Origin of the sequence: Aquisediminimonas profunda, assembly GCF_019443285.1 — a bacterium.
Taxonomy (GTDB): domain Bacteria; phylum Pseudomonadota; class Alphaproteobacteria; order Sphingomonadales; family Sphingomonadaceae; genus Aquisediminimonas; species Aquisediminimonas profunda.
In genome coordinates this window covers 2261784-2281073 of record NZ_CP080327.1, presented here as the reverse complement: position 1 = coordinate 2281073, position 19290 = coordinate 2261784, and the positions used below count along the sequence as shown (strand labels likewise).

The 19290-nt window shown below is 57.7% G+C and carries 21 protein-coding genes and 1 tRNA gene; 11 read left to right on the top strand and 11 right to left on the bottom strand.

The window, feature by feature from the left end; genetic code table 11:
* Positions 1–28 precede the first annotated feature (28 nt).
* The gene (locus K0O24_RS11390; protein ID WP_219895603.1) at positions 29–1078 is read right to left on the bottom strand and encodes a Leu/Phe/Val dehydrogenase; all 1050 of its coding nucleotides are present in this window, start codon (positions 1076–1078) and stop codon (positions 29–31) included.
* Between the two features lie 75 nt (positions 1079–1153).
* Positions 1154–1230 (bottom strand) — tRNA-His (locus K0O24_RS11385).
* A 55-nt stretch (positions 1231–1285) separates the two neighbouring features.
* Between K0O24_RS11385 and K0O24_RS11380 the strand changes: the two genes are divergently transcribed.
* Positions 1286–1627: a hypothetical protein gene (locus tag K0O24_RS11380; RefSeq protein ID WP_246610969.1), complete on the top strand. Its 342-nt coding sequence runs from the start codon at positions 1286–1288 to the stop codon at positions 1625–1627.
* Between the two features lie 8 nt (positions 1628–1635).
* Here the strand turns inward: K0O24_RS11380 and dksA are convergent, their stop codons facing one another.
* Positions 1636–2103 (bottom strand): RNA polymerase-binding protein DksA, encoded by a 468-nt coding sequence (gene dksA / locus K0O24_RS11375; protein WP_219892866.1) that lies wholly within the window; start codon positions 2101–2103, stop codon positions 1636–1638.
* A gap of 227 nt (positions 2104–2330) precedes the next feature.
* Positions 2331–3578, bottom strand: coding sequence for a tetratricopeptide repeat protein (locus K0O24_RS11370; RefSeq protein WP_219892865.1), 1248 nt, complete (start codon positions 3576–3578; stop codon positions 2331–2333).
* Between the two features lie 214 nt (positions 3579–3792).
* Here K0O24_RS11370 and gyrA point away from each other — a divergent pair, with 214 nt between their 5' ends.
* Positions 3793–6471 (top strand): DNA gyrase subunit A, encoded by a 2679-nt coding sequence (gene gyrA / locus K0O24_RS11365; RefSeq protein WP_281421653.1) that lies wholly within the window; start codon positions 3793–3795, stop codon positions 6469–6471.
* Entirely contained in the window at positions 6468–6779 is a 312-nt protein-coding gene (locus K0O24_RS11360) for a DUF952 domain-containing protein (RefSeq protein ID WP_219892864.1), read from the top strand. Before gyrA ends, K0O24_RS11360 begins: the two co-directional genes overlap by 4 nt.
* Here K0O24_RS11360 and K0O24_RS11355 read toward each other — a convergent pair.
* Positions 6751–7437, bottom strand: coding sequence for a lysoplasmalogenase (locus K0O24_RS11355; protein ID WP_219892863.1), 687 nt, complete (start codon positions 7435–7437; stop codon positions 6751–6753). The two genes, K0O24_RS11360 and K0O24_RS11355, sit on opposite strands and share 29 nt — an antisense overlap.
* A gap of 50 nt (positions 7438–7487) precedes the next feature.
* Here K0O24_RS11355 and trmFO point away from each other — a divergent pair, with 50 nt between their 5' ends.
* Positions 7488–8798 carry a methylenetetrahydrofolate--tRNA-(uracil(54)-C(5))-methyltransferase (FADH(2)-oxidizing) TrmFO gene (gene trmFO / locus K0O24_RS11350; protein WP_219892862.1) on the top strand — a complete coding sequence of 437 codons (1311 nt, stop codon included), beginning with the start codon at positions 7488–7490 and terminating at the stop codon, positions 8796–8798.
* Here the strand turns inward: trmFO and K0O24_RS11345 are convergent.
* Entirely contained in the window at positions 8795–9274 is a 480-nt protein-coding gene (locus K0O24_RS11345) for a histidine kinase (protein WP_219892861.1), read from the bottom strand. The two genes, trmFO and K0O24_RS11345, sit on opposite strands and share 4 nt — an antisense overlap.
* Before the next feature lie 60 nt (positions 9275–9334).
* Entirely contained in the window at positions 9335–9994 is a 660-nt protein-coding gene (locus tag K0O24_RS11340) for a squalene/phytoene synthase family protein (protein WP_219892860.1), read from the bottom strand.
* 125 nt (positions 9995–10119) lie between these two features.
* Here K0O24_RS11340 and K0O24_RS11335 point away from each other — a divergent pair, with 125 nt between their 5' ends.
* Genes K0O24_RS11335 through K0O24_RS11325 form a run of 3 tightly spaced genes read left to right on the top strand, consistent with a single transcriptional unit; the run spans position 10120 to position 13372 of the window.
* Positions 10120–12093, top strand: a complete 1974-nt coding sequence (locus K0O24_RS11335) for a TadE/TadG family type IV pilus assembly protein (protein ID WP_219892859.1) — start codon at positions 10120–10122, stop codon at positions 12091–12093.
* A complete protein-coding gene (locus K0O24_RS11330; RefSeq protein ID WP_246610968.1) occupies positions 12090–12683 on the top strand; it encodes a TadE/TadG family type IV pilus assembly protein in 594 nt (197 codons plus the stop codon). The genes K0O24_RS11335 and K0O24_RS11330 overlap by 4 nt, the downstream gene beginning before the upstream one ends.
* Positions 12674–13372: a TadE/TadG family type IV pilus assembly protein gene (locus K0O24_RS11325; RefSeq protein WP_219892858.1), complete on the top strand. Its 699-nt coding sequence runs from the start codon at positions 12674–12676 to the stop codon at positions 13370–13372. The genes K0O24_RS11330 and K0O24_RS11325 overlap by 10 nt, the downstream gene beginning before the upstream one ends.
* On the opposite strand, the gene K0O24_RS11320 is transcribed toward K0O24_RS11325, so the two are convergent.
* The 4 genes from K0O24_RS11320 to eno all read right to left on the bottom strand — a co-directional run bounded on the left by K0O24_RS11320 (position 13373) and on the right by eno (position 17484).
* Positions 13373–14713 carry a pyruvate dehydrogenase complex E1 component subunit beta gene (locus K0O24_RS11320; RefSeq protein ID WP_219892857.1) on the bottom strand — a complete coding sequence of 447 codons (1341 nt, stop codon included), beginning with the start codon at positions 14711–14713 and terminating at the stop codon, positions 13373–13375.
* On the bottom strand, positions 14713–15741 hold the full coding sequence (gene pdhA / locus K0O24_RS11315) for a pyruvate dehydrogenase (acetyl-transferring) E1 component subunit alpha (protein WP_246610967.1): 1029 nt from the start codon (positions 15739–15741) through the stop codon (positions 14713–14715). Before pdhA ends, K0O24_RS11320 begins: the two co-directional genes overlap by 1 nt.
* Positions 15742–15854: 113 nt before the next feature.
* Positions 15855–16166 carry an FtsB family cell division protein gene (locus K0O24_RS11310; protein WP_219892856.1) on the bottom strand — a complete coding sequence of 104 codons (312 nt, stop codon included), beginning with the start codon at positions 16164–16166 and terminating at the stop codon, positions 15855–15857.
* Between the two features lie 40 nt (positions 16167–16206).
* Positions 16207–17484 (bottom strand): phosphopyruvate hydratase, encoded by a 1278-nt coding sequence (eno, locus tag K0O24_RS11305; RefSeq protein ID WP_219892855.1) that lies wholly within the window; start codon positions 17482–17484, stop codon positions 16207–16209.
* A 113-nt stretch (positions 17485–17597) separates the two neighbouring features.
* Here eno and K0O24_RS11300 point away from each other — a divergent pair, with 113 nt between their 5' ends.
* The 4 genes from K0O24_RS11300 to K0O24_RS11285 are packed head-to-tail and all read left to right on the top strand — an operon-like array spanning position 17598 to position 19277.
* Positions 17598–18140: a hypothetical protein gene (locus K0O24_RS11300; protein WP_219892854.1), complete on the top strand. Its 543-nt coding sequence runs from the start codon at positions 17598–17600 to the stop codon at positions 18138–18140.
* Positions 18141–18509 (top strand): phage holin family protein, encoded by a 369-nt coding sequence (locus tag K0O24_RS11295; RefSeq protein ID WP_219892853.1) that lies wholly within the window; start codon positions 18141–18143, stop codon positions 18507–18509.
* Complete coding sequence (locus K0O24_RS11290; RefSeq protein ID WP_219892852.1) at positions 18506–18793, top strand: hypothetical protein; 288 nt, start codon at positions 18506–18508, stop codon at positions 18791–18793. The genes K0O24_RS11295 and K0O24_RS11290 overlap by 4 nt, the downstream gene beginning before the upstream one ends.
* Positions 18786–19277, top strand: coding sequence for a hypothetical protein (locus K0O24_RS11285; protein WP_219892851.1), 492 nt, complete (start codon positions 18786–18788; stop codon positions 19275–19277). The genes K0O24_RS11290 and K0O24_RS11285 overlap by 8 nt, the downstream gene beginning before the upstream one ends.
* The last annotated feature ends 13 nt before the right edge of the window (positions 19278–19290 follow it).

The following is a 19290-nucleotide window of genomic DNA, read 5'->3' as shown; positions in this document are numbered from 1 at the left end:
TGAAAACGTTCGCGGAAAGGGAGATTGGTCAGCCTCGCCCGATCAGCCTTTGCGCCATGGCGTCCGCAACCCGTGCCGGGTTTTGGCCACTGGCTTCGCTACCATCCCAAACTGCATTGAGCCTGTCGGGAATCTGCAAAACCTTTGCGTTCACTGCCGCCCGATCACCGTTGCCAAGGTACTCCAGGGCAACATTGATGATACCGCCGGCATTGATGACATAGTCAGGAGCGTAGAGGATGCCGCGCGCCTGAAGCCGATCGCCATCCGCCTGCGTTGCGAGTTGGTTGTTCGCGCCACCGGCAACAATTGCCGTTCGCAGCGCTGCTATGCTGCTTTCGGTCAGGATGGCGCCCAAGGCACATGGACTGAAAACGTCAGACTCGACGCTCATGATCTCGTCAACCGGCACAATTTGCGCGCCGATGTCATCAGCCAGCTTCCTCGCCAGTTCGCCATTCCTGTCGGCAAGCGTGATGCGGGCTCCGGCTGCTGCAGCATGGCGGGCTACGCCGCCACCGACGCTGCCCACGCCCTGAATCGCAATGTGCACGCCGGCAAGATCCTCCTTACCAAGGGCTCGCCTGACTGCCGCCTTGATACCAAGAAAGACGCCCATTGCCGTACTTGGCCCTGGATCTCCACCTGCTCCACCATCTTTTGGCGGCAAACCGGAGACGTAGCGCGTTCCTTGCGAAATCGCGATCATGTCAGCCGCGCTCATCCCCACATCCTGTGCAGTAACATATCGACCGCCCAGAGAATCGACCGCTTTCGCAAAAGCTGCAATCAATTCCGGAGTCTTTGTGCCTGCTGCATCGGAGAGGATGACAGCCTTGCCCCCGCCCATGGCCAATCCCGCCATGGCATTCTTATAGCTCATGCCGCGAGAAAGACGGAGCGCATCGGTGATTGCTGCCGCATTGTTTAAGTAGTGCCAAAATCGGGTGCCGCCGCCTGCAGGCCCGAGATGTGTCGAGTGAATTGCAATGATTGCCGAAAGGCCGGCCTTCGCATCGCGTATCAGGTGCAACGCTTCATGATCATCAAAATCGGGCATGTCCCAGGGTGAGGTCATCATTCGGCTCCATTGCACGTTCGATAATTTCGAGACAGCGCAATAATGTTTCAATTCGCGTTTCTCAAGGGGAAATGGGGCGATCGACGGGATCCGAACCCGCGACCTCCGGTACCACAAACCGGCGCTCTAACCAACTGAGCTACGATCGCCACAACGGCCATTCAGCCGCTCTTGATCAAGGAATTGGCCCCTTAGGAGCGCGACATGGCGGGCGTCAAGCATGATCAGCCGAATGGGCGACAGTTGCTCCTCGGCAAGGCCACGCTAGACTGTATGCCCAAGTGGAGTAACGTCATGAAATTGCGTTTGTTGGTGTGCCTTTCAGGGGCAATGCTCTTGGCCGGATGCGTCGGCAGCGTCGTCAAAACCGTTGTGGCTGCGCCGATCAAGGCAGCAGGCGCATTTGTCGATGCAACCACAACCAGCCAGGCCGAAGCTGATCGCAATCGAGGCCGTGAAATCCGCAAGCAGGAAGAGCGGCAGCAAAAGGATCGGAAACGAGAGGAAAAGAATAAGGCTGAACACCCGGATCAAAATCCCGGTTGATGCCAAAGCTATTCGTCGCGGGAAATTTTCTCGTTCCGTTCGTGGCGCTCCTGAGCTTCGATCGTCATCGTCGCGATTGGTCGCGCCTCTAGCCGAGCGAGCGAAATCGGTTCACCTGTGACTTCACAATAACCATATTCGCCATCGTCGATTCTGCGCAGTGCGGCATCGATCTTCGCAATGAGCTTGCGCTGACGATCACGGGTTCTGAGTTCAAGGGACCAGTCTGTCTCGCTTGATGCCCTATCGGTGACATCGGGTTCTCTCAGCGATTCGTTCTGGAGTGTCTTGAGCGTGTCATTCGATTCGCGGAGAATCTCCTCTTTCCAAGCCAGAAGCTTCTTGCGAAAATATTCAAGCTGAGCCGGATTCATGAAGGGCTCTGCATCGCTCGGCCGATAATCCGGCCCATCTTGTCCGTCACCTGAGGCGCTATCCGATCGGCCATCGGCCGGTTCGTTGAGTGCTGACGTCATGCTACGCTCATTCCTCTCACACACCGGGCAACCCGCTCGGCGCCGGTTCTGCGCGCCTATAGTCAGGCCCGTTGAGACGCACAAGCCATCGCTGGAGCCTGACCTGAATTGCGACACGAGGACGCAAAAAGCCCTCGAGATTGAAACCTCGAGGGCTCATTGTTTGCTCGGCAAGGGATCCGCCCTTGATCGCCATTTCTTTTGGCCACATGCCAAAAGATATGGGCTTAGGGCTGAAGATCCAGATAGAGCATCCAGTATTTGGCGATATCAGCGCGCGGTCCTGTCACTGCCGAAAGATATTTTCGCGCTTCATCCTTCTGGCCGGAACGGGCAAGTGCAATGCCCAGACGCGTGTTGACCTGATCCAAATCGACACCACCTTTTTGCAGTGCCATCTTGTAGTAAGTAATCGCCTTCGCGTCCTCGCCATAGCCGAGATAGGCATCGCCGGCTCCGGCAGCTGGCTTGCCTGTAGCACCTGGAGCATTCGCGAGTTTTTCGCTTGTAGCAATGGATGCACGGTCAGCCGGGATCTTGTTGGTCGCAAGCGTCAGGACTTCATTCACAGCACGACTCGTCTTGCTGACCACGCCGGTTGCAAATCCTTCCTCGATTGTGGACTTGGCTTCACCCGGTAGCGCGCGATCAATGGCGAGCGAGGCATATTCGAAGAAGTCACGCTCACCCGCGAGGGCCTTGGTCAGCCGCATCAAACGAAACAGGTCAAGCGAAGGCTGGCCATCCAGATGTGCGCCGTCACGATAGGTCACCAGGGCGCTACGCCAATTTTCCGGAGTCGGATAAGCGCGTACCTGTGCGCTCGTCCATTTGGCGACTTCAGCGTTGAGCTTTGCCTTGTAGGCAACGGATGCGGCACGTGCATACCACGACTCAGGCGCCTTCTGCCCGGCTGCATTCGATTCAGCGACCGCCCGTTCCACAAACGTCAGACCCTGCGCCTGTTGGTTCAGCTTGAAATGCGCTTCCGCGAGCCTCAGCAACCGGTCAACACTTTTGGATCCAAGGCGATCTGCCTCAGTCAGTTTAGCGATGGCATCTGGGTAATCGCCTGCTTCATAAGCCATGTTGCCCGAGACGAAGTTGAGTTCTGCAAGGTTGGTCGCCATTTTGGAATTGGCATTGATCATCTGGTTGATCGCCTTGCGACCGGCCGCCGGATCCTTGGTCAGCTTGTAGACGTCATAGGCAATGGCGCCGACGTAGAATTTCTCGTCAGGCTGGGTCGCAAGGGCTTCGGCAGCAGCCAGTTTCGCGGACGCATCTGCAGCATTGCCCGCCTTTGCAGCCACCTGTGCAGCACCAATGGCAGCACGGAATTCCTTGCTCAGCTGCGGTGCATATTGTGCGGGTGCCTTTTCTTCCTTCTTGGCCAAAGCTGGCGTTGCAACGCCCGTTGCGATCATGCCCAAAGCCAGTGCGACGCCAAGCGAAGCCTTAGAAACCATTTTCATACAGTCATCCTCCTGCAAGCAGGCCTCCCGGCCCGAGACTCTCCGCGTCTCGCTAGTCCCACTCACGCGGGCGCACAAGACTGGAACGAACGGGCGGCATTTGGCCCGCTGCGCATGAACGACGATTGAACCGGTAAATCGCCCCTTGGGGCTGGTCTTTTTGCGCACCGTCAGCTAGGCCCTTAAAGAGCGAATCTCAGCAGAAAGACAGACATTGAGCAACGACGAGACAGTCCTCGCCGACCCTTCGGATATCAGCCCGATCAACATTGTTGATGAGATGAAGTCGAGCTACCTCGACTATGCGATGTCCGTCATCGTTTCGCGTGCACTGCCCGACGTCCGCGACGGCCTGAAGCCCGTGCATCGCCGGATTTTGTGGTCGGCCCATGAAAGCGGTTATGTCTGGAATAAGGCTTATAAGAAGAGCGCACGTATCGTCGGGGATACGATGGGCAAGTATCATCCCCACGGCGACCAGGCGATCTACGATGCCCTTGCGCGACTGACACAGGATTGGGCGATGCGCCTGCCCCTTATCGATGGGCAAGGCAACTTCGGGTCGATGGATCCCGATCCGCCGGCGGCGCAGCGCTATACCGAAGCACGGCTTGCAAAAGTCGCCAATGCGCTGCTCGACGATATCGAGAAGGACACAGTCGACTTCCAGCCGAACTATGATGCGTCGGAGCATGAGCCACAGGTCCTTCCCGCGCGCTTCCCCAATCTCCTTGTCAACGGCGCAGGCGGCATTGCCGTCGGCATGGCGACAAATATTCCGCCTCACAACCTCGGCGAAGTGGTCAATGCAGCCATTGCCTATATCGACAATGGCGCCATCACTGCCGAGGAGCTGATGGACATCGTTCCCGCGCCAGACTTCCCGACGGGCGCCTTGATTCTGGGCCTCCACGGCGCCCGGTCGGCCTATACGACCGGCAAGGGCTCGATTGTCATGCGTTGCCGCCATGTCATCGAAGAAGGCCGCGGTGACAGGCGGAGCATCGTGCTCACGGAAATTCCTTACCAGCAGGGCAAGAATGCGCTGGTGGAACGGATCGCCGAAGCCGCCAAGGAAAAGAAAATCGAAGGCATCTCGGACATTCGTGACGAATCGAATCGCTTTGGGGTGCGCATCGTGATCGATCTCAAACGGGATGCGTCGCCAGAGGTCGTATTGAACCAGCTCTGGAGGCACACTCCTGCCCAATCGAATTTTGCTGCCAACATGCTCGCGATTCGGGGCGGCAGGCCTGAAGTACTCACGCTTCGCGACATGATTGAAGCCTTCGTGAAATTTCGCGAAGAAGTCATCACGCGGCGTTCCAAGTTCGAACTCGCCAAGGCGCGTGACAGGGCCCATGTCTTGCTGGGACTCGTCATTGCAGTCACCAACCTTGATGAAGTCGTGCGCATGATCCGCGGATCGTCCAGCCCCGCCGAAGCGCGCGAGAAACTGGGCAAGCGCGATTGGCCGGTAGCCGAAATCGCGCCCTATATCGCGCTCGTCGAAGCGGTTGATGATCAGGACACGGCGGGCATGTCGACCTACCGGCTGTCTGATGTCCAGGTCCGCGCAATCCTCGACCTGCGCCTGCATCGACTGACCGCGCTTGGTCGGGACGAAATCGGCAAGGAGCTGAAGGAACTTTCAGACAGCATTGCTTACCTGCTCGGCATTCTGGCCGATCGCACCAAGCTTTACGACGTCATGCGCGAGGAACTGATCGCAGTTCGCGACGAGTTTTCGACGCCGCGCCGATCGGAAATCACGGCCGCATTCGACGGCGTCGATGATGAAGACCTGATCGAGCGCGAGGACATGGTCGTTACGGTAACGCTGGACGGCTACATCAAGCGGACGACCCTCGATACGTTCCGCGCACAGCGGCGAGGCGGCAAGGGTCGGGCGGCCATGGCCACGAAGGACGAGGATGTCGTCACAGAACTGTTCGTGACATCCACGCATACGCCGGTTCTTTTCTTCTCCACTGCAGGCAAGGTCTATCGCCTGAAGGTATGGCGTTTGCCCGAGGGCGGACCCAACACCCGCGGTCGACCGATGATCAATCTGCTGCCCCTGGCCCCCGGAGAAACAATTTCCACAGTGCTTCCGTTGCCGGAAGATGAAGCCGAATGGGGCAAGCTCCACGTCATGTTCGCAACGGCCAAGGGAACAGTCCGGCGCAACAGCATGGATGCATTCACAAACGTGCCATCGAATGGCAAGATCGCCATGCGCTTCGATGAGGACAGTGCCGATCGTTTGATTGGTGTTGCGCTCTTGTCTGAGGGTGACGACGTGTTGCTCGCTACTCGGGCAGGCAAGGCAATCCGCTTTGAAGGCACGGATGTTCGCGAATTCCAGAGCCGGACGTCAACGGGCGTGCGTGGCATGACATTGAAGGGGAATGACGAAGTGATTTCGCTGTCCATCCTGCGTCGTTCGGGGGCCACTCAGGACGAACGCGAGGCTTATTTGCGCGCTGCACCGTGGAAAGACAATGAGAACGCCCCGACCCTCTCGGCAGAACGGATGGCGGAATTGCAGGAACGCGAACAGTTCATCATGACGGTCTGCGCCAACGGCTACGGAAAGCGGTCCTCGGCCTATGAATATCGGCGCACCAATCGGGGTGGCCAAGGGATTACCAATATCGACAACATTGCTCGCAACGGACCGGTTGTTGCAAGCTTCCCGGCCAAGAATGGCGAGCAACTGATGCTGGTCACCGATCAGGCAAAGATGATCCGGATGGAAGTCGAAGGCATGCGCGTGATCGGCCGCAATACTGCAGGCGTGAAACTCTTCGACGTGGCCAATGATGAACATGTCGTCAGTGCCGCACTCATCGAGGAAAGCGAAAGCGACGACGAAACGCCAGACGCGTGACTCAAACCGCCTTCAAGATCCTGACGGCTTCCCAATGGGCGCAGTTTCAAGCTGACTGCCTGTTCCAGGGGGCGCCGGTGGATCTTGCGGACGGATATATTCACCTGTCTGCCGCCGATCAGGTTCAGGGCACGCTGGACAAGCATTTTGCCGGGCAGTTCGGCCTCGTTATTGCAGAGGTCGACTTGTCCATGCTTGGTGAAACGGTCCGATGGGAAGTGTCACGAGGCGGTGCGCTTTTTCCGCATGTCTATGGCGTCCTGCCGATCGGCGCGGTCATCAGTACCCGCAATCTGGACGCGCGCTAAGCCTCGCAGGGTCTTCGTTCGCGAGTGTCTGCGTCACGCCCAATACGATCAGCAGCTGACCGCCGAAATAGAGCCCCCAGATCGCGAAGCTTACCCAGGCCTCGCCTGCCAACGGCCCCATCCGTGCGAATATCAGCAAGTCGGATGCGACGAACATCATCGCGCCGATACCAGTGCGATACCTTGGAAAGCGGCTGATCCACGCCGCTGCTGCCATTGCCGCAACGAAACCGGTGTAAATGCCGACTATGGGTCTACTCTCGATTGGAACAGACCAGACCGCAGTGAGTACAGCCAGCGGAAGAACTAGCGTGGCCAGCCATTTCTGGCTGAGCGCAAGTATGCTGCGCCGGTTTCGGAGATACAATATGATGGCGACAATGTGCCCGACCAGAAATGCTACTGCCCCTTCGAGCAGGCCTTGTGCATCCAGCAGGACGTCACCGATGGCTCCAAAGGCCATGACCAGCGCAATGAGCCAGCCATCGGCATTGCGCGCCAGAAGCGCTGCATAGACAGCCAGCAGGGCAACGCCAGCGCCTTTCCATGTAACTGCAAGTGGACCGGACACATGGTTCGCAACGACATAGAGATAGCTGGCACCGGCAATCACAGCGGCAATCAGAACGATGCGCGCCAGCCCTCTGCCCTGCATCATGTCATCTCCCCCCTCGCCTTTTTCATCGAAACGCCATAGCGGCAATGATCATGACATACCAAGTCCATATCATCGGAGGCGGCTTGGCCGGATCGGAAGCAGCCTGGCAGCTTGCCGAAGCGGGAATCACGGTCCGGCTCTCGGAAATGCGCGGATTAGAACCAACCGCCGCACACAAGACCGAACAACTGGCTGAACTCGTGTGCTCAAACTCCTTCCGCTCCGACGATGACACAAGCAATGCAGTGGGCCTGTTGCATGCCGAAATGCGGTCGATGGGCTCGCTTATCCTGCGTGAAGCGGACAAGCATCGCGTCCCGGCTGGCTCAGCCCTTGCGGTTGACCGGGACGGCTATGCTGCTGGCGTGACCGAAGCGATCTCAGGTCATCCAAACATCACGCTTGTCCGCGAACGCGTCGATACTTTGCCCGATGGTCCCGCCATCATTGCCACTGGCCCTCTCACCGCCGCGGCCTTGGCGGAGGCGGTCGGTGCCGAAACCGGTGAGGAAGCTCTCGCTTTTTTCGATGCTCTGGCTCCAATTGTCTATCACGAAACGATAGACATGGACGTCGCCTGGATGGCCTCTCGCTGGGACAAGGGCGACACCAAAGACTATATCAATTGCCCGATGGACAAGGAACAGTACCTGAAATTTGTCGACGCCTTGCTCACCGGAGAAAAGACTGAGTTCAAGGAATGGGAAGCGAACACGCCCTATTTTGACGGCTGCATGCCCATTGAAGTCATGGCGTCACGCGGGCTCGAGACCTTGCGGCATGGCCCAATGAAGCCTGTTGGCCTGGACAATCCAAAGACGGGGCGCTGGCCTTACGCCGTCGTGCAATTGCGGCAGGACAATGCGTTGGGCACGCTGTGGAACATGGTCGGTTTCCAGACCAAGCTGAAACATGCCGAGCAGGTGCGCGTGTTCCGCATGATACCGGGCCTGGAAAAAGCCGAGTTTGCTCGGCTCGGAGGCCTACACCGCAATACCTTTATCAAGTCGCCCAAACTGCTTGACACGTCGCTCCGACTGAAGTCACGCCCCAATATCCGCTTTGCCGGGCAGATCACCGGGTGTGAAGGCTATATCGAAAGCGCCGCGGTCGGCCTTCTTGCGGGGAGATTTCTTGCGGCCGAACTGGCCGGGCGCGAGATGGCGCCGCCTCCTTCGACGACAGCCCTTGGTGCGTTGCTCAATCACATAACCGCCGGCGGCGATGCCACCACATATCAGCCAATGAATGTGAATTTTGGTCTTTTCCCGCCTTTGCCGGAAAAAGTCAGAAAAGCAGATCGCAAGCGCGGTTACACGGACCGCGCAAAGTCGGATCTTGCAACATGGCTCAAGACCTAAGACTCATCCTCCCCGCCTCCTGTATTCGCGCGGAGGGGTGGCGGCGGACAGTTTCCTTTCACTCCCGGCTTGCGTGCGACGCGCGTCGCCAGGAATTCGGCAGGTGTCAGCGCGCCCGTTTTGTCGCGATCGGCACTGGCAAATTTTTTCACAGCCTTTGCCGCATATTCTTCAAACGAAAGTTTGCCATCGCCGTCCAGATCGAGGCGCGCATATGACTTTCTGCGGGACTGAAAATACTCTTCCCGGCTGACAGCGCCATTTTCATCTGCATCATACCGCGAAAAGCGTCTCTGCTCGCGGGTCCTTTCGCTCGCTTCGAGAGGCGCGCCAACATCGACAGCACCAAGCGGCTCGTTTTGGGCAGCAGGTGGGGCGCCCAACAGGCTCTTTGTGCCGGCCTGGCTCGACCAGAACAGCATCCCGGCAATGGTCAGCAGCAAGGCCGCCATAGCTCCCGCAACATAACGCCACATTGTTTCAGCCCTCCATCGTGCTCCCTGAAAACACGCTGGCGAAGCAAATCCGATGCAGTTTCAACCAAGACCGAGCGAAAATTTCCAGGCCTGCACGAGACGCCGGGGCGATCCCGCTGGGAGCAGCCGATCAGAGCCGCGAACAACATCGCGTTCGGCAAAATAGGCAAGCAGTGCAAAGGATCGAAGATGGCGAGGCAATTGGCGGGCTGAGCCGAGATAGGCGCGCGCAAGCCCGAATGCCCGGTTCGCAACCGCAGGGCCAGAGCAGTGCCGGGCAAGATCGACAAGAGCCCAGAGTATTCCAGCCGCCTCTGCGTCATGGTGGTCGCTTGACGGCGTAAGATTGGCGGCGAGACGAAAAAGGTTGCCTCCTCGCCCTTTCGCATACCACAAGAGGCTTTCGTCGTTCAGGGCGTCATCGACCAACAGCATTTCCCATGCATCGACAATGCGGGTAAGATGCTCCTGTGCAGCCTCCTTGTCCGGCAAGGCGATAGAGAGCCCGGCCAGAATGGGATTTGAACCGCGCCCTGCTTGCAGGTCGTCAATCTGCTCCCTCCACCAAGCAAGCCGGATCTGTCCGGCAACCGGAGGGCCTCCTTGTTGAACTGCCCTCGCCAAACTTCGATCAAACTGAAGCAGGTACGAATGGGCATGTCGAAAACGCGCTCTGTCAAATGCCAGTGCGAGATCCTGTTCAGTCGAGAGCGCAATCATTGGCACACTTTGCCGTTTACCGAAGAAGATGGATAAAACTGCATTAACCTTGTCACTTCAACCCATGTTAGCCGTCTTCGGTTCATGGCCGGACGCTGAACCAGCATTCTGGTCGGGGATCAACCATGAACGAACGTGACTTAATGACTGTTGACGTACCCGCGGCAAAGGGACTCATCAGCCGCCTGCGCAGCAATACTGCGGGCAATACGCTCATGCTCGTGGCTGGCGCGATAATCCCGCTGACGGCCATGATTGGGTCGGGCGTCGATATGGGCCGTGCCTATCTCGTGAAATCCCGCCTTCAGCAGGCTTGCGATGCAGGTGTACTCGCAGGTCGCAAATACATGTCGGGAACCACATTCGATTCCACGGCGGATTCGCGTGCCCGCGCCTTTTTCTCGAACAATTTCCCAACTGGCTCTTTTGGCACGACGAATATCAGCTTCAACCCGTCCCGCACCAATGATGGTCAGGTGACGGCCACGGCAACCGCACGCGTGCCCATGGCCGTGATGCAGATATTCGGCAACACGCAAATAGATCTGAGCGTTCAATGCGACGCCCGCCTCGAAGTGGCCAACACGGATGTTATGCTGGTCCTCGACGTCACGGGGTCTATGGCCGACTGCCCCGATGACAGCGCTTGCAACTCAGGTCCTGGCTCAAAGATTGTCGGTTTGCGGTCTGCTGTTCTGAGCTTCTATGACACGGTCAGCGCTGCAACTTCTGCCAATGCCCGCTTTCGTGTTGGCTTTGTGCCTTATTCCTCGTCGGTCAACTTGGGCATCGATCCCTTTACAAACACCCCTATCTTGCAGTCGGGCTGGATGGTCGACAATTGGACTTACCAGTCGCGCGTTGCCAACATGACGCTGGACGGATGGTCGCCAACGACCACCTATGGCAGTTGGACGAACCAGGTCTACGGAAGCAACATCAGCAACACTAATTGCACGAAATACGGGAACAATACCTCGTTTACAGGCTTCAATCCGAGTCCTTCGGGCAACCCGACCGTACCAACCAATGATGTGTTTCAGGAAGGGCAGCCATCGAACGTTGTCCAGACCTTCTACGAACGTGTGACGGCATCCTATTCCGGCAACCAGACCTGCACACGTCGCTATCGTACGGCGACAACGACCTATGCTCGCAATGGTCGATTTGGGTTTACAAGTTGGGACTATAAGCCGGTTTCTTACAACGTTGAGAACTACAAGGCCGGTAACGTGGTGACGGCCTATACGCTCAATTCAGCGCCAACCGGGACGGTCACGACCGAAGGGTCTTACAATATGGTCAATCTGGTCAACACGGCCGGATCGACGGTCACAGGCACATCAACATCTTTCGAAGGCTGTGTCGAGGAACGCGATACAGTTGCCCAGTCGACATACACCACGATCCCGAGCGGCGCCTGGGATCTTGACGTCAACACAATACCGAGCAGCGACGCGACGCGCTGGCGACCGATGTGGAGCGAACTGATCTATGACAGAAGCTCGGGCGGCGGCTACAACACAGAACTGAACACCACGACTAACCGCAGCCCCACTGGGTCGTATTGGTGCCCTGCCCCGTCGAGCAAGCTCGCCGTTCGCACCCGCACCGATGTTGAAGACTATGTCAACTCGCTGGTCGCAACAGGCAATACGTTCCACGATCTCGGCATGGCCTGGGGTGTGCGCCTGCTTTCGCCCAATGGGCTGTTTGCTTCAGAAAATACGACAGCGCCGAACGGTCGCCCGATCAGCCGGCACATCATATTCATGACCGACGGAATGATGAACACGCCGCCTGCCATGTACAGCTCGCACGGCTATGAAGAATCTGATCGGCGAGTCTCGGGTGCTTCGGTCACTCCCTCAACCACGGACTTGAACAACCGCCACAACGCCCGCTTCCAGGCGTTGTGCAATCAGGCGCGCGCAAACAATATCACGGTCTGGACCATCGCTTTCGGTACCAGCAATCCATCGACGCTCGTCAGTTGCGCTGACTCTGGCAAATCCTATGTCGCGACGAACAGCGCTGCCCTGACTGCGCAATTCCAGCAGATTGCTGCCAACATTGCGAAGCTGAGGCTCTCACGGTGAAGCTGGCACTGTTCAAAAGATTTGTCGCGGATTCGCGTGGTCTGACGATTATCGAATTTGCGATAATCTCACCCACGCTGCTTGTGCTCATGATGGGCACATTCGATCTGGGTTTCCGGGCCTACGCAACATCCGTCTTGCAGGGTGAGGTCCAAAAGGCCGCTCGCGACGCGACTCTCGAAACCGGCAGCACCGCTGGCACGGCTTTGAACACCCGCGTTCAGACCCAAGTCTCACGAATCATTGCCAACGGAACCTGGAGCTTTAGCCGCAAGAGCTATTCGAGCTTTACTCGCGCCGGTCAGGCCGAGAATTTTACGGACAGCAACAGCAACGGCATCCGCGACGCCGGCGAATGTTATCAGGATGAGAACGGCAACAATAATTGGGATGCCGACGTCGGCCTCAACGGCCAGGGTACATCGGACGATATCGTGATCTACACGGCATCGGTCAGCTATCCCCGGCTCTTCCCGATGTATGGTTTGCTGGGCTGGTCTCCCAACCAGACGATTTCCGCCAGCACAACCCTGCGCAACCAGCCTTACGGAACGCAGGCCACTTACACGGTGACAGCACGATGCACTTGAAGCCACTCAAACAGGCGAAGCGGCATATCATGCGCGCGCTGAAATCCGATACCAGCGGCGTGGCGATGATCGAGTTCGCCTATGCCTTGCCTCTACTCATGGTGGTGGGCGGATACGGCATAGAAATGACCAATCTTGCAACGGTCAACCAGAGCATATCCCAATCCGCTCTGGCACTGGCAGACAATATGTCACGTGTGGGAGCACAAAGCGCGCTTTCGACGGTCCAGATTCGCGAATCGGACGTGAACGACAGCTTCATCGGGCTGATCCGTCAGACCAGTAACTTGAATCTCACTTCGCGCGGCCGCGTGATCTTGTCCAGCCTTGAGCAAAATGCGAGCGGCGGACAATGGATCCACTGGCAAAGGTGCATTGGAACGAAGAATGTTGCCTCGGCCTACGGCCCACAGGGAACCGGCGCCACTGGAACCTCCTTCGCAGGTATGGGATCTGCTTCTGCCCGCATCACGGCGCCTCCCGGGGCAGCGGTCATGTTTGTTGAGATTGTCTATGATTATCCTGCATTGTTCGGAACCATGTTCATTCCGGCAAGGACAATCCGCTACGAAGCCTCATTCGTTGTCCGCGACGACCGGGACCTTGCAGGTCCGACAGGAGGCGACGGCGTTTACAACCCTGCCCCGACCGCAACATCCTATACGTGCAACCGGTTCACATCGACCTGATCAGCGATTGCAGGTCCGCCTGACAGCAGCAACGATTCGCGGCACATCGACAAGAGCCAGCTTTTCCAGATTGGCCGCGTAGGGCAAGGGCACATCCTCGTCGCACACGCGCGCGACTGGCGCATCAAGATCGTCGAACCCATCTTCCATGCAGATCGCAATGATCTCGCTCGCTATTGAACAGGTCGGCCATCCTTCCTCGACCACGACGACGCGGTTTGTGCGCGACAGGCTTTCCAGCACAGCGGCCTTGTCGAGCGGGCGCAGGGTCCGCAAATCGATCACTTCCGCATCGATGCCTTCGCTCGCCAATTGCTCGGCAGCCTCAAGTGACAGCCCGACACCGATGGAATAGCTGACGATTGTAACATCCCGACCGGCACGAACCGTGCGAGCCTTCCCAATGGGCAAGACCAAATCACCCACTGGAACTTCGAAGCTGCGACCGTAAACAAGCTCATTCTCAAGGAACACGACTGGATCGGGTGATTGAATGGCCGCACGAAGCAGACCCTTGGCATCTGCCGCGTCGTAAGGCGCAATGACAATCAGTCCTGGCACACTAGCGTACCAAGGCGCATAATTCTGGCTGTGCTGCGCGGCCACACGGGATGCAGCCCCGTTTGGACCACGAAACACAATCGGGCATCGCATCTGCCCGCCGGACATATAATTGGTCTTGGCGGCAGAATTGATAATATGATCAATGGCTTGCATGGCGAAGTTGAACGTCATGAACTCGACAATCGGGCGAAGTCCGCCCATCGCCGCGCCGGTGCCTATGCCCGCAAAGCCATATTCGGTGATCGGCGTGTCAATCACGCGTCGCGGCCCGAACTCTTCAAGCAGGCCCTGTGTGACCTTGTAAGCACCCTGATATTCGGCAACCTCTTCACCCATCACAAATACGCGATCATCGGCGCGCATTTCTTCTGCCATTGCGTCGCGCAATGCTTCGCGCACAGTCATCTTGACTGTCGAACCGTCGGTTGACGGCGCAGGAGCAGCCGGCGCAGGTGCCGGCACCTCTGGCTTCGGGCTGGCAGGCGGAGGCACAGGAACGGGCGCAGGCGCCTTCGCAGCCGGCACCGCAGTTTCACCTTCGCTCGTGATCGTCGCGATGACTGTTCCGACCTTCACCCCTTCGGAACCAGCAGGGACAAGAATTTCCGCAACTGTGCCTTCGTCGACGGCCTCGAATTCCATAGTCGCCTTGTCGGTTTCAATCTCGGCGAGGATATCACCGGACTTCACGGTATCGCCAGCCTTGACGAGCCATTTGGCAAGCGTTCCTTCCTCCATCGTCGGAGAAAGGGCGGGCATTTTCAGTTCGATTGCCATCAATAGCTTCCCACCAAGACATCCGTGTAGAGTTCATTTGGCTCCGGCTCCGGCGAGCTTTCGGCAAAATCGGCCGCCCCGGTCACGATCTGCCGAATCTCCTTGTCGATTGCTTTCAGCGCATCATCATCAACGCCAGCCGCGACGAGATCGCGCTTTACAGCCTCGATTGCATCGGATTTTTCCCGGACGTCCTGCACTTCTTCGCGGCTGCGGTATTTTGCCGGGTCTGACATTGAATGCCCGCGATAGCGATAGGTCTTGAGCTCCATCAACAACGGTCCATTGCCGCCGCGTACATAATCCAGCGCCACGTCCGCTGCCCCTCTGACTTCAAGCACATCCATTCCGTTGACTTGCATGCCCGGAATGCGGAACGACGTGCCGCGCAAGTGGAAATCGGTCTCCGCGCTAGAACGATCTACCTTGGTTCCCATGGCATAACCGTTGTTTTCGATCACGAAGATGATTGGCAATTTCCAGAGCGCCGCCATGTTGAAGGCCTCGTAAACCTGGCCCTGATTGGCAGCCCCGTCGCCGAAGTAGGCCATACATACGCCGCCATCGCCCGTATATTTGTGCCCGAACGCCAACCCGGTCCCAAGCGGGACCTGCGCGCCGACAATACCGTGGCCGCCGTAGAAGCGATGTTCGGTCGAAAACATGTGCATGGAGCCGCCCTTGCCGAGTGAAATGCCGGCTGCGCGCCCCGTGAGTTCGGCCATGATCACCTTTGGGTCGATGCCGTAAGCAAGCATATGCCCATGGTCACGGTACCCCGTAATGACGCTGTCCTTGCCCGGGGTCAGTGCCGATTGCAGGCCCACGGCGACGGCTTCCTGCCCGATGTAAAGGTGACAGAAACCACCAATGAAACCGAGCCCATATAGCTGGCCTGCCCGTTCCTCGAATCGCCTGATCAACAGCATGTCACGATAGAACCGAAGAAGTTCGTCGGCGTTTGCCTTGTACCGCTTTGCCTTGGCGAGCGCAGGGAGTTCAGATGCTTTTGCTGGAGCCTTGGCCAAGAGAGACCCTTTCGCCGTTTGGAGCGGAATACGTTACGTCAAGGCCACCTATAGGCAAGCGAACGGCCATAGGGCAATCACCAGACAGGTAAAAATGAATGAATATCCCGACCTTAGTCGAGAGGGATGATCACTTCATCTGGTTGCGTCAAACCCAATTCCTTTCGGACGAGTTCATCAACCAGATCGGGATTGGCATGGCGCGGATCCAGCAAAGCAACCCGATGCGCCAGTTCGTTGCGCTGTTTGCTGATTGCGGCAAGCTCGGCAGCGCGCATTTCATACTTCTGGCTGTAATCGCCCAAAGCAAGGACCCCGTTCGAACCGAACAGAGCATAGCCGCCGAAAAATGCGATAATCGTGAAGGCCATGGCAGGCCAAATGGCCGACCGTAACAACTGGAGAAGACGTTTCGCCTGTTTCATTCAGCCCCTTGAATCACAAGCGATTCATGGAATCAAGTCTTTATCGACGAAAAATCTCACGGCCAGCATAATGTGCCACGCTTCCGAGTTCTTCTTCGATGCGGATCAGCTGGTTATACTTGGCTAGCCGGTCCGATCTGGCGAGGCTGCCTGTCTTGATCTGACCGCAATTGGTCGCGACCGCGAGATCGGCAATTGTCGAATCTTCAGTTTCTCCGGAACGATGGGACATGACAGCAGTATAGCGCGCGCGGTGTGCCATATCGACTGCTGCGAGCGTCTCCGTCAGCGTTCCGATCTGGTTGACCTTAACCAGCAGCGAATTCGCCAGTCCCTTCTTGATGCCCTCGGCAAGACGTTTTGGATTGGTGACAAAAAGATCGTCTCCAACCAGCTGAATTTTATGGCCAATCTTGTCAGTGAGCGCTTTCCATCCAGTAAAATCATCCTCGCTCATGCCGTCTTCTATCGATGCAATGGGAAAGCGATTTGCAAGCTCTACCAGATAATCGGCCATTTCCTCGGGAGAGAGTACCCTGCCCTCGCCGTCCAGGTGATAGGTGCCGTCCTTGAAGAACTCGGTCGCAGCACAATCGAGCGCCAAAACGACATCGTCGCCCGGCTTGTAGCCAGCGGCTTCAATGGAGGACATGATGAAATCGAGAGCATCGGCGGGCGACGCCAGGTTCGGTGCAAAACCCCCTTCATCGCCAACAGCCGTGGCGAGTCCCTTGTCGTGCAGCTTGCCCTTCAGGGTATGGAAGATTTCCGAGCCCATCCGAACAGCATCGAAAAGGGTTTCTGCTCCCACAGGCATGATCATGAATTCCTGAAAGTCGATCGGATTGTCGGCGTGCATGCCGCCATTGATGATATTCATCATCGGGACCGGCAGGACATGAGCCGACACGCCCCCCACATAGCGATAAAGGGGAAGTCCGCGCGAATCGGCAGCAGCCTTTGCTGCCGCCAGCGAAACGCCAAGCAGGGCATTGGCGCCAAGCCGAGACTTGTTTTCGGTTCCGTCCAGCGCAATCAGTCGCGCATCCAGTTCGGCCTGATCTTCAGCATCATGGCCAAGCAGCGCTTCGCAGATCTCTCCATTCACACCCTCCACAGCGTGGGCAACGCCCTTGCCAAGGAATTTGGACTTGTCTCCGTCGCGCTTTTCTACCGCTTCATAGGCACCCGTTGACGCGCCCGAAGGAACAGCTGCACGCCCGAACGCACCATCTTCAAGCGAAACATCGACCTCAATGGTCGGGTTACCGCGGCTATCAATGATCTGGCGGGCATGGATATCGAGGATGGCAGTCATTATATAATCGCCTCAGACGGTTGATCGGTGATGGGCGAGCCCCATATCGGTGTTCACTGTTGGAGGCAAATGGCGGACCCTGCGGTTCGTTATCATCGAAGGAATTGCGCAAAATGGCGAAAGCACCCACGTCCACCACTGCTGCAAAGCCAGCCGTCAAGAAGGCAGCAGCCAAGCCCAAGGAGTCTTCACAGCCCAAGGCCGCAGCAAAGCCTAAAGCCGCTGCCAAGCCCAAAGCAGCCGCAGCCAAGGCTGTGAAGCCGACGAAGCTGAAAGCGGCGACCACCACTGAAACCTTCAAGGATCAGGCCACGGCCTTTGTTGGCAAGGCCGGCGAAAAGGCGCGTGAATATGCCAGCACGGGCAAGGACAAGGCGACTGACGGCCTTTTCAGCATTTCTGACTTTGTCGATGACATCGCGAAGACAGTCGATGCGCGCGTTGGCAAGCAATATGGCGACTATGCCCGCCGCGCAGCAACGGCTGTTTCTGGCGTCGCCGATTCACTGAAGGGCAAGGAAATCGACGACCTTGTGGCCGATACGCGCAAGTTCGTTCGCGAAAAGCCCGCCGTTGCGATTGGTGCAGCCGCTGCAATCGGTTTTGTCCTGACTCGGTTGTTCCGTTCAGGCTCAAGCGATGGCGACGACGCCTGAATGACGGACGCGCAGGCTCCGGAGCGAACAACTGGCCCTGAAGATCAGGGACTGAAGGCGCTTGCCGTCCAGCTTGCAGACGATGCCACGGCCTTTGTCGTTGCTGAAACATCGTATCTCAAGGCAGAGTTTGGCGAACGCGCCGAATATGCGCAGCCGGCGATCTATGCTGTCGGGTTCGGCTGGGCCGTCATGCTCGGTACAATTCTCACTCTGCCCTATGCCCTTATCTTGATCCTCGCTCCGATGATTGGAACTGTCTGGGCCGTGGTCGCGGTCAGTGGAGGATCGCTGATCATCGGGCGCTTCCTCGTCGCATTCGGCATGCGACGGATCAAGGCGGCTCTCAAACCGCGAGAAGAACGATGACGAGTGTGGATGAAAGCAAGGAACAGGCTGAACGGGCGCGCGCCAAGCTTGAAGCGACTTTGGACACTGTCCGACGCCGCACCAGACCCGAAGCTCTGCTGGGATCGGCAAAGGACGAAGCCAAGAAACAAGCGCTCAAGGTTGGCGCCGCCGCGCTCGCCAATGGCCGTTTCCGGCCCGTGCTTGCGCTTGGAATTGCAGCCACATCGATTGCCTATCTGTTTCGTAACCCCCTTTTGAAGGCCCTGAACAAGCGTCTGGGCGAAGGAGAAAAACATGACTGAAGATCTGCGCCAGAAAGCAGAAGCACGCTATGCCGAAGCCCGCGAAAAGGCCGGAGCGGCAATCGCTTCTGGCAGATCCAAGGCGGAGGAGGCAGCAAAAATCGCTCAGGCCAAGGCGACCGCTGCTGCTGCTGTGACGCGCAAGAGTGCGCGGAGGGCTGTGGACAGCACTGCGAGCGGGATTGAAAAGAACCCCTTTGCCGCGCTTGCTGGCGGTCTTGCCATTGGGGCACTTCTCGCGGCGCTTGTTCCGCGCACAAGGCGCGAGGATCAGGTCTTGGGGAAGACGGGCAAAACGCTCCGCGAACAGGCCAGCAAAGCCGCGAAGGCCGCGCGCGATGCAGGCCAGGACCAGTTGGAAGCCCTTGGAGTCAACGCGGACGCCGCACGAGCACAGGTCCAAGACCTTGTTCGAAAGGTCGGGCAAGCAGCCAGTTCGGCTGGTTCGGCGGCCGCTGAAGCGGTGCGTCGCAAGACGAAATAGCCCCCTAACTGCA

What these genes read in the sequence shown, in the direction of transcription:
- K0O24_RS11290 (WP_219892852.1), top strand. Translation starts at nt 18,506, where the DNA reads ATGACGAGTGTGGATGAAAGCAAGGAACAGGCTGAACGGGCGCGCGCC.
- trmFO (WP_219892862.1), top strand. Translation starts at nt 7,488, where the DNA reads ATGACATACCAAGTCCATATCATCGGAGGCGGCTTGGCCGGATCGGAA.
- K0O24_RS11285 (WP_219892851.1), top strand. Translation starts at nt 18,786, where the DNA reads ATGACTGAAGATCTGCGCCAGAAAGCAGAAGCACGCTATGCCGAAGCC.
- K0O24_RS11295 (WP_219892853.1), top strand. Translation starts at nt 18,141, where the DNA reads ATGACGGACGCGCAGGCTCCGGAGCGAACAACTGGCCCTGAAGATCAG.
- K0O24_RS11325 (WP_219892858.1), top strand. Translation starts at nt 12,674, where the DNA reads ATGCACTTGAAGCCACTCAAACAGGCGAAGCGGCATATCATGCGCGCG.
- eno (WP_219892855.1), bottom strand. Translation starts at nt 17,484, where the DNA reads ATGACTGCCATCCTCGATATCCATGCCCGCCAGATCATTGATAGCCGC.
- K0O24_RS11390 (WP_219895603.1), bottom strand. Translation starts at nt 1,078, where the DNA reads ATGACCTCACCCTGGGACATGCCCGATTTTGATGATCATGAAGCGTTG.
- K0O24_RS11370 (WP_219892865.1), bottom strand. Translation starts at nt 3,578, where the DNA reads ATGAAAATGGTTTCTAAGGCTTCGCTTGGCGTCGCACTGGCTTTGGGC.
- K0O24_RS11355 (WP_219892863.1), bottom strand. Translation starts at nt 7,437, where the DNA reads ATGATGCAGGGCAGAGGGCTGGCGCGCATCGTTCTGATTGCCGCTGTG.
- K0O24_RS11300 (WP_219892854.1), top strand. Translation starts at nt 17,598, where the DNA reads ATGGCGAAAGCACCCACGTCCACCACTGCTGCAAAGCCAGCCGTCAAG.
- dksA (WP_219892866.1), bottom strand. Translation starts at nt 2,103, where the DNA reads ATGACGTCAGCACTCAACGAACCGGCCGATGGCCGATCGGATAGCGCC.
- K0O24_RS11380 (WP_246610969.1), top strand. Translation starts at nt 1,286, where the DNA reads ATGGCGGGCGTCAAGCATGATCAGCCGAATGGGCGACAGTTGCTCCTC.
- K0O24_RS11345 (WP_219892861.1), bottom strand. Translation starts at nt 9,274, where the DNA reads ATGTGGCGTTATGTTGCGGGAGCTATGGCGGCCTTGCTGCTGACCATT.
- K0O24_RS11310 (WP_219892856.1), bottom strand. Translation starts at nt 16,166, where the DNA reads ATGAAACAGGCGAAACGTCTTCTCCAGTTGTTACGGTCGGCCATTTGG.
- K0O24_RS11335 (WP_219892859.1), top strand. Translation starts at nt 10,120, where the DNA reads ATGAACGAACGTGACTTAATGACTGTTGACGTACCCGCGGCAAAGGGA.
- K0O24_RS11320 (WP_219892857.1), bottom strand. Translation starts at nt 14,713, where the DNA reads ATGGCAATCGAACTGAAAATGCCCGCCCTTTCTCCGACGATGGAGGAA.
- K0O24_RS11340 (WP_219892860.1), bottom strand. Translation starts at nt 9,994, where the DNA reads ATGATTGCGCTCTCGACTGAACAGGATCTCGCACTGGCATTTGACAGA.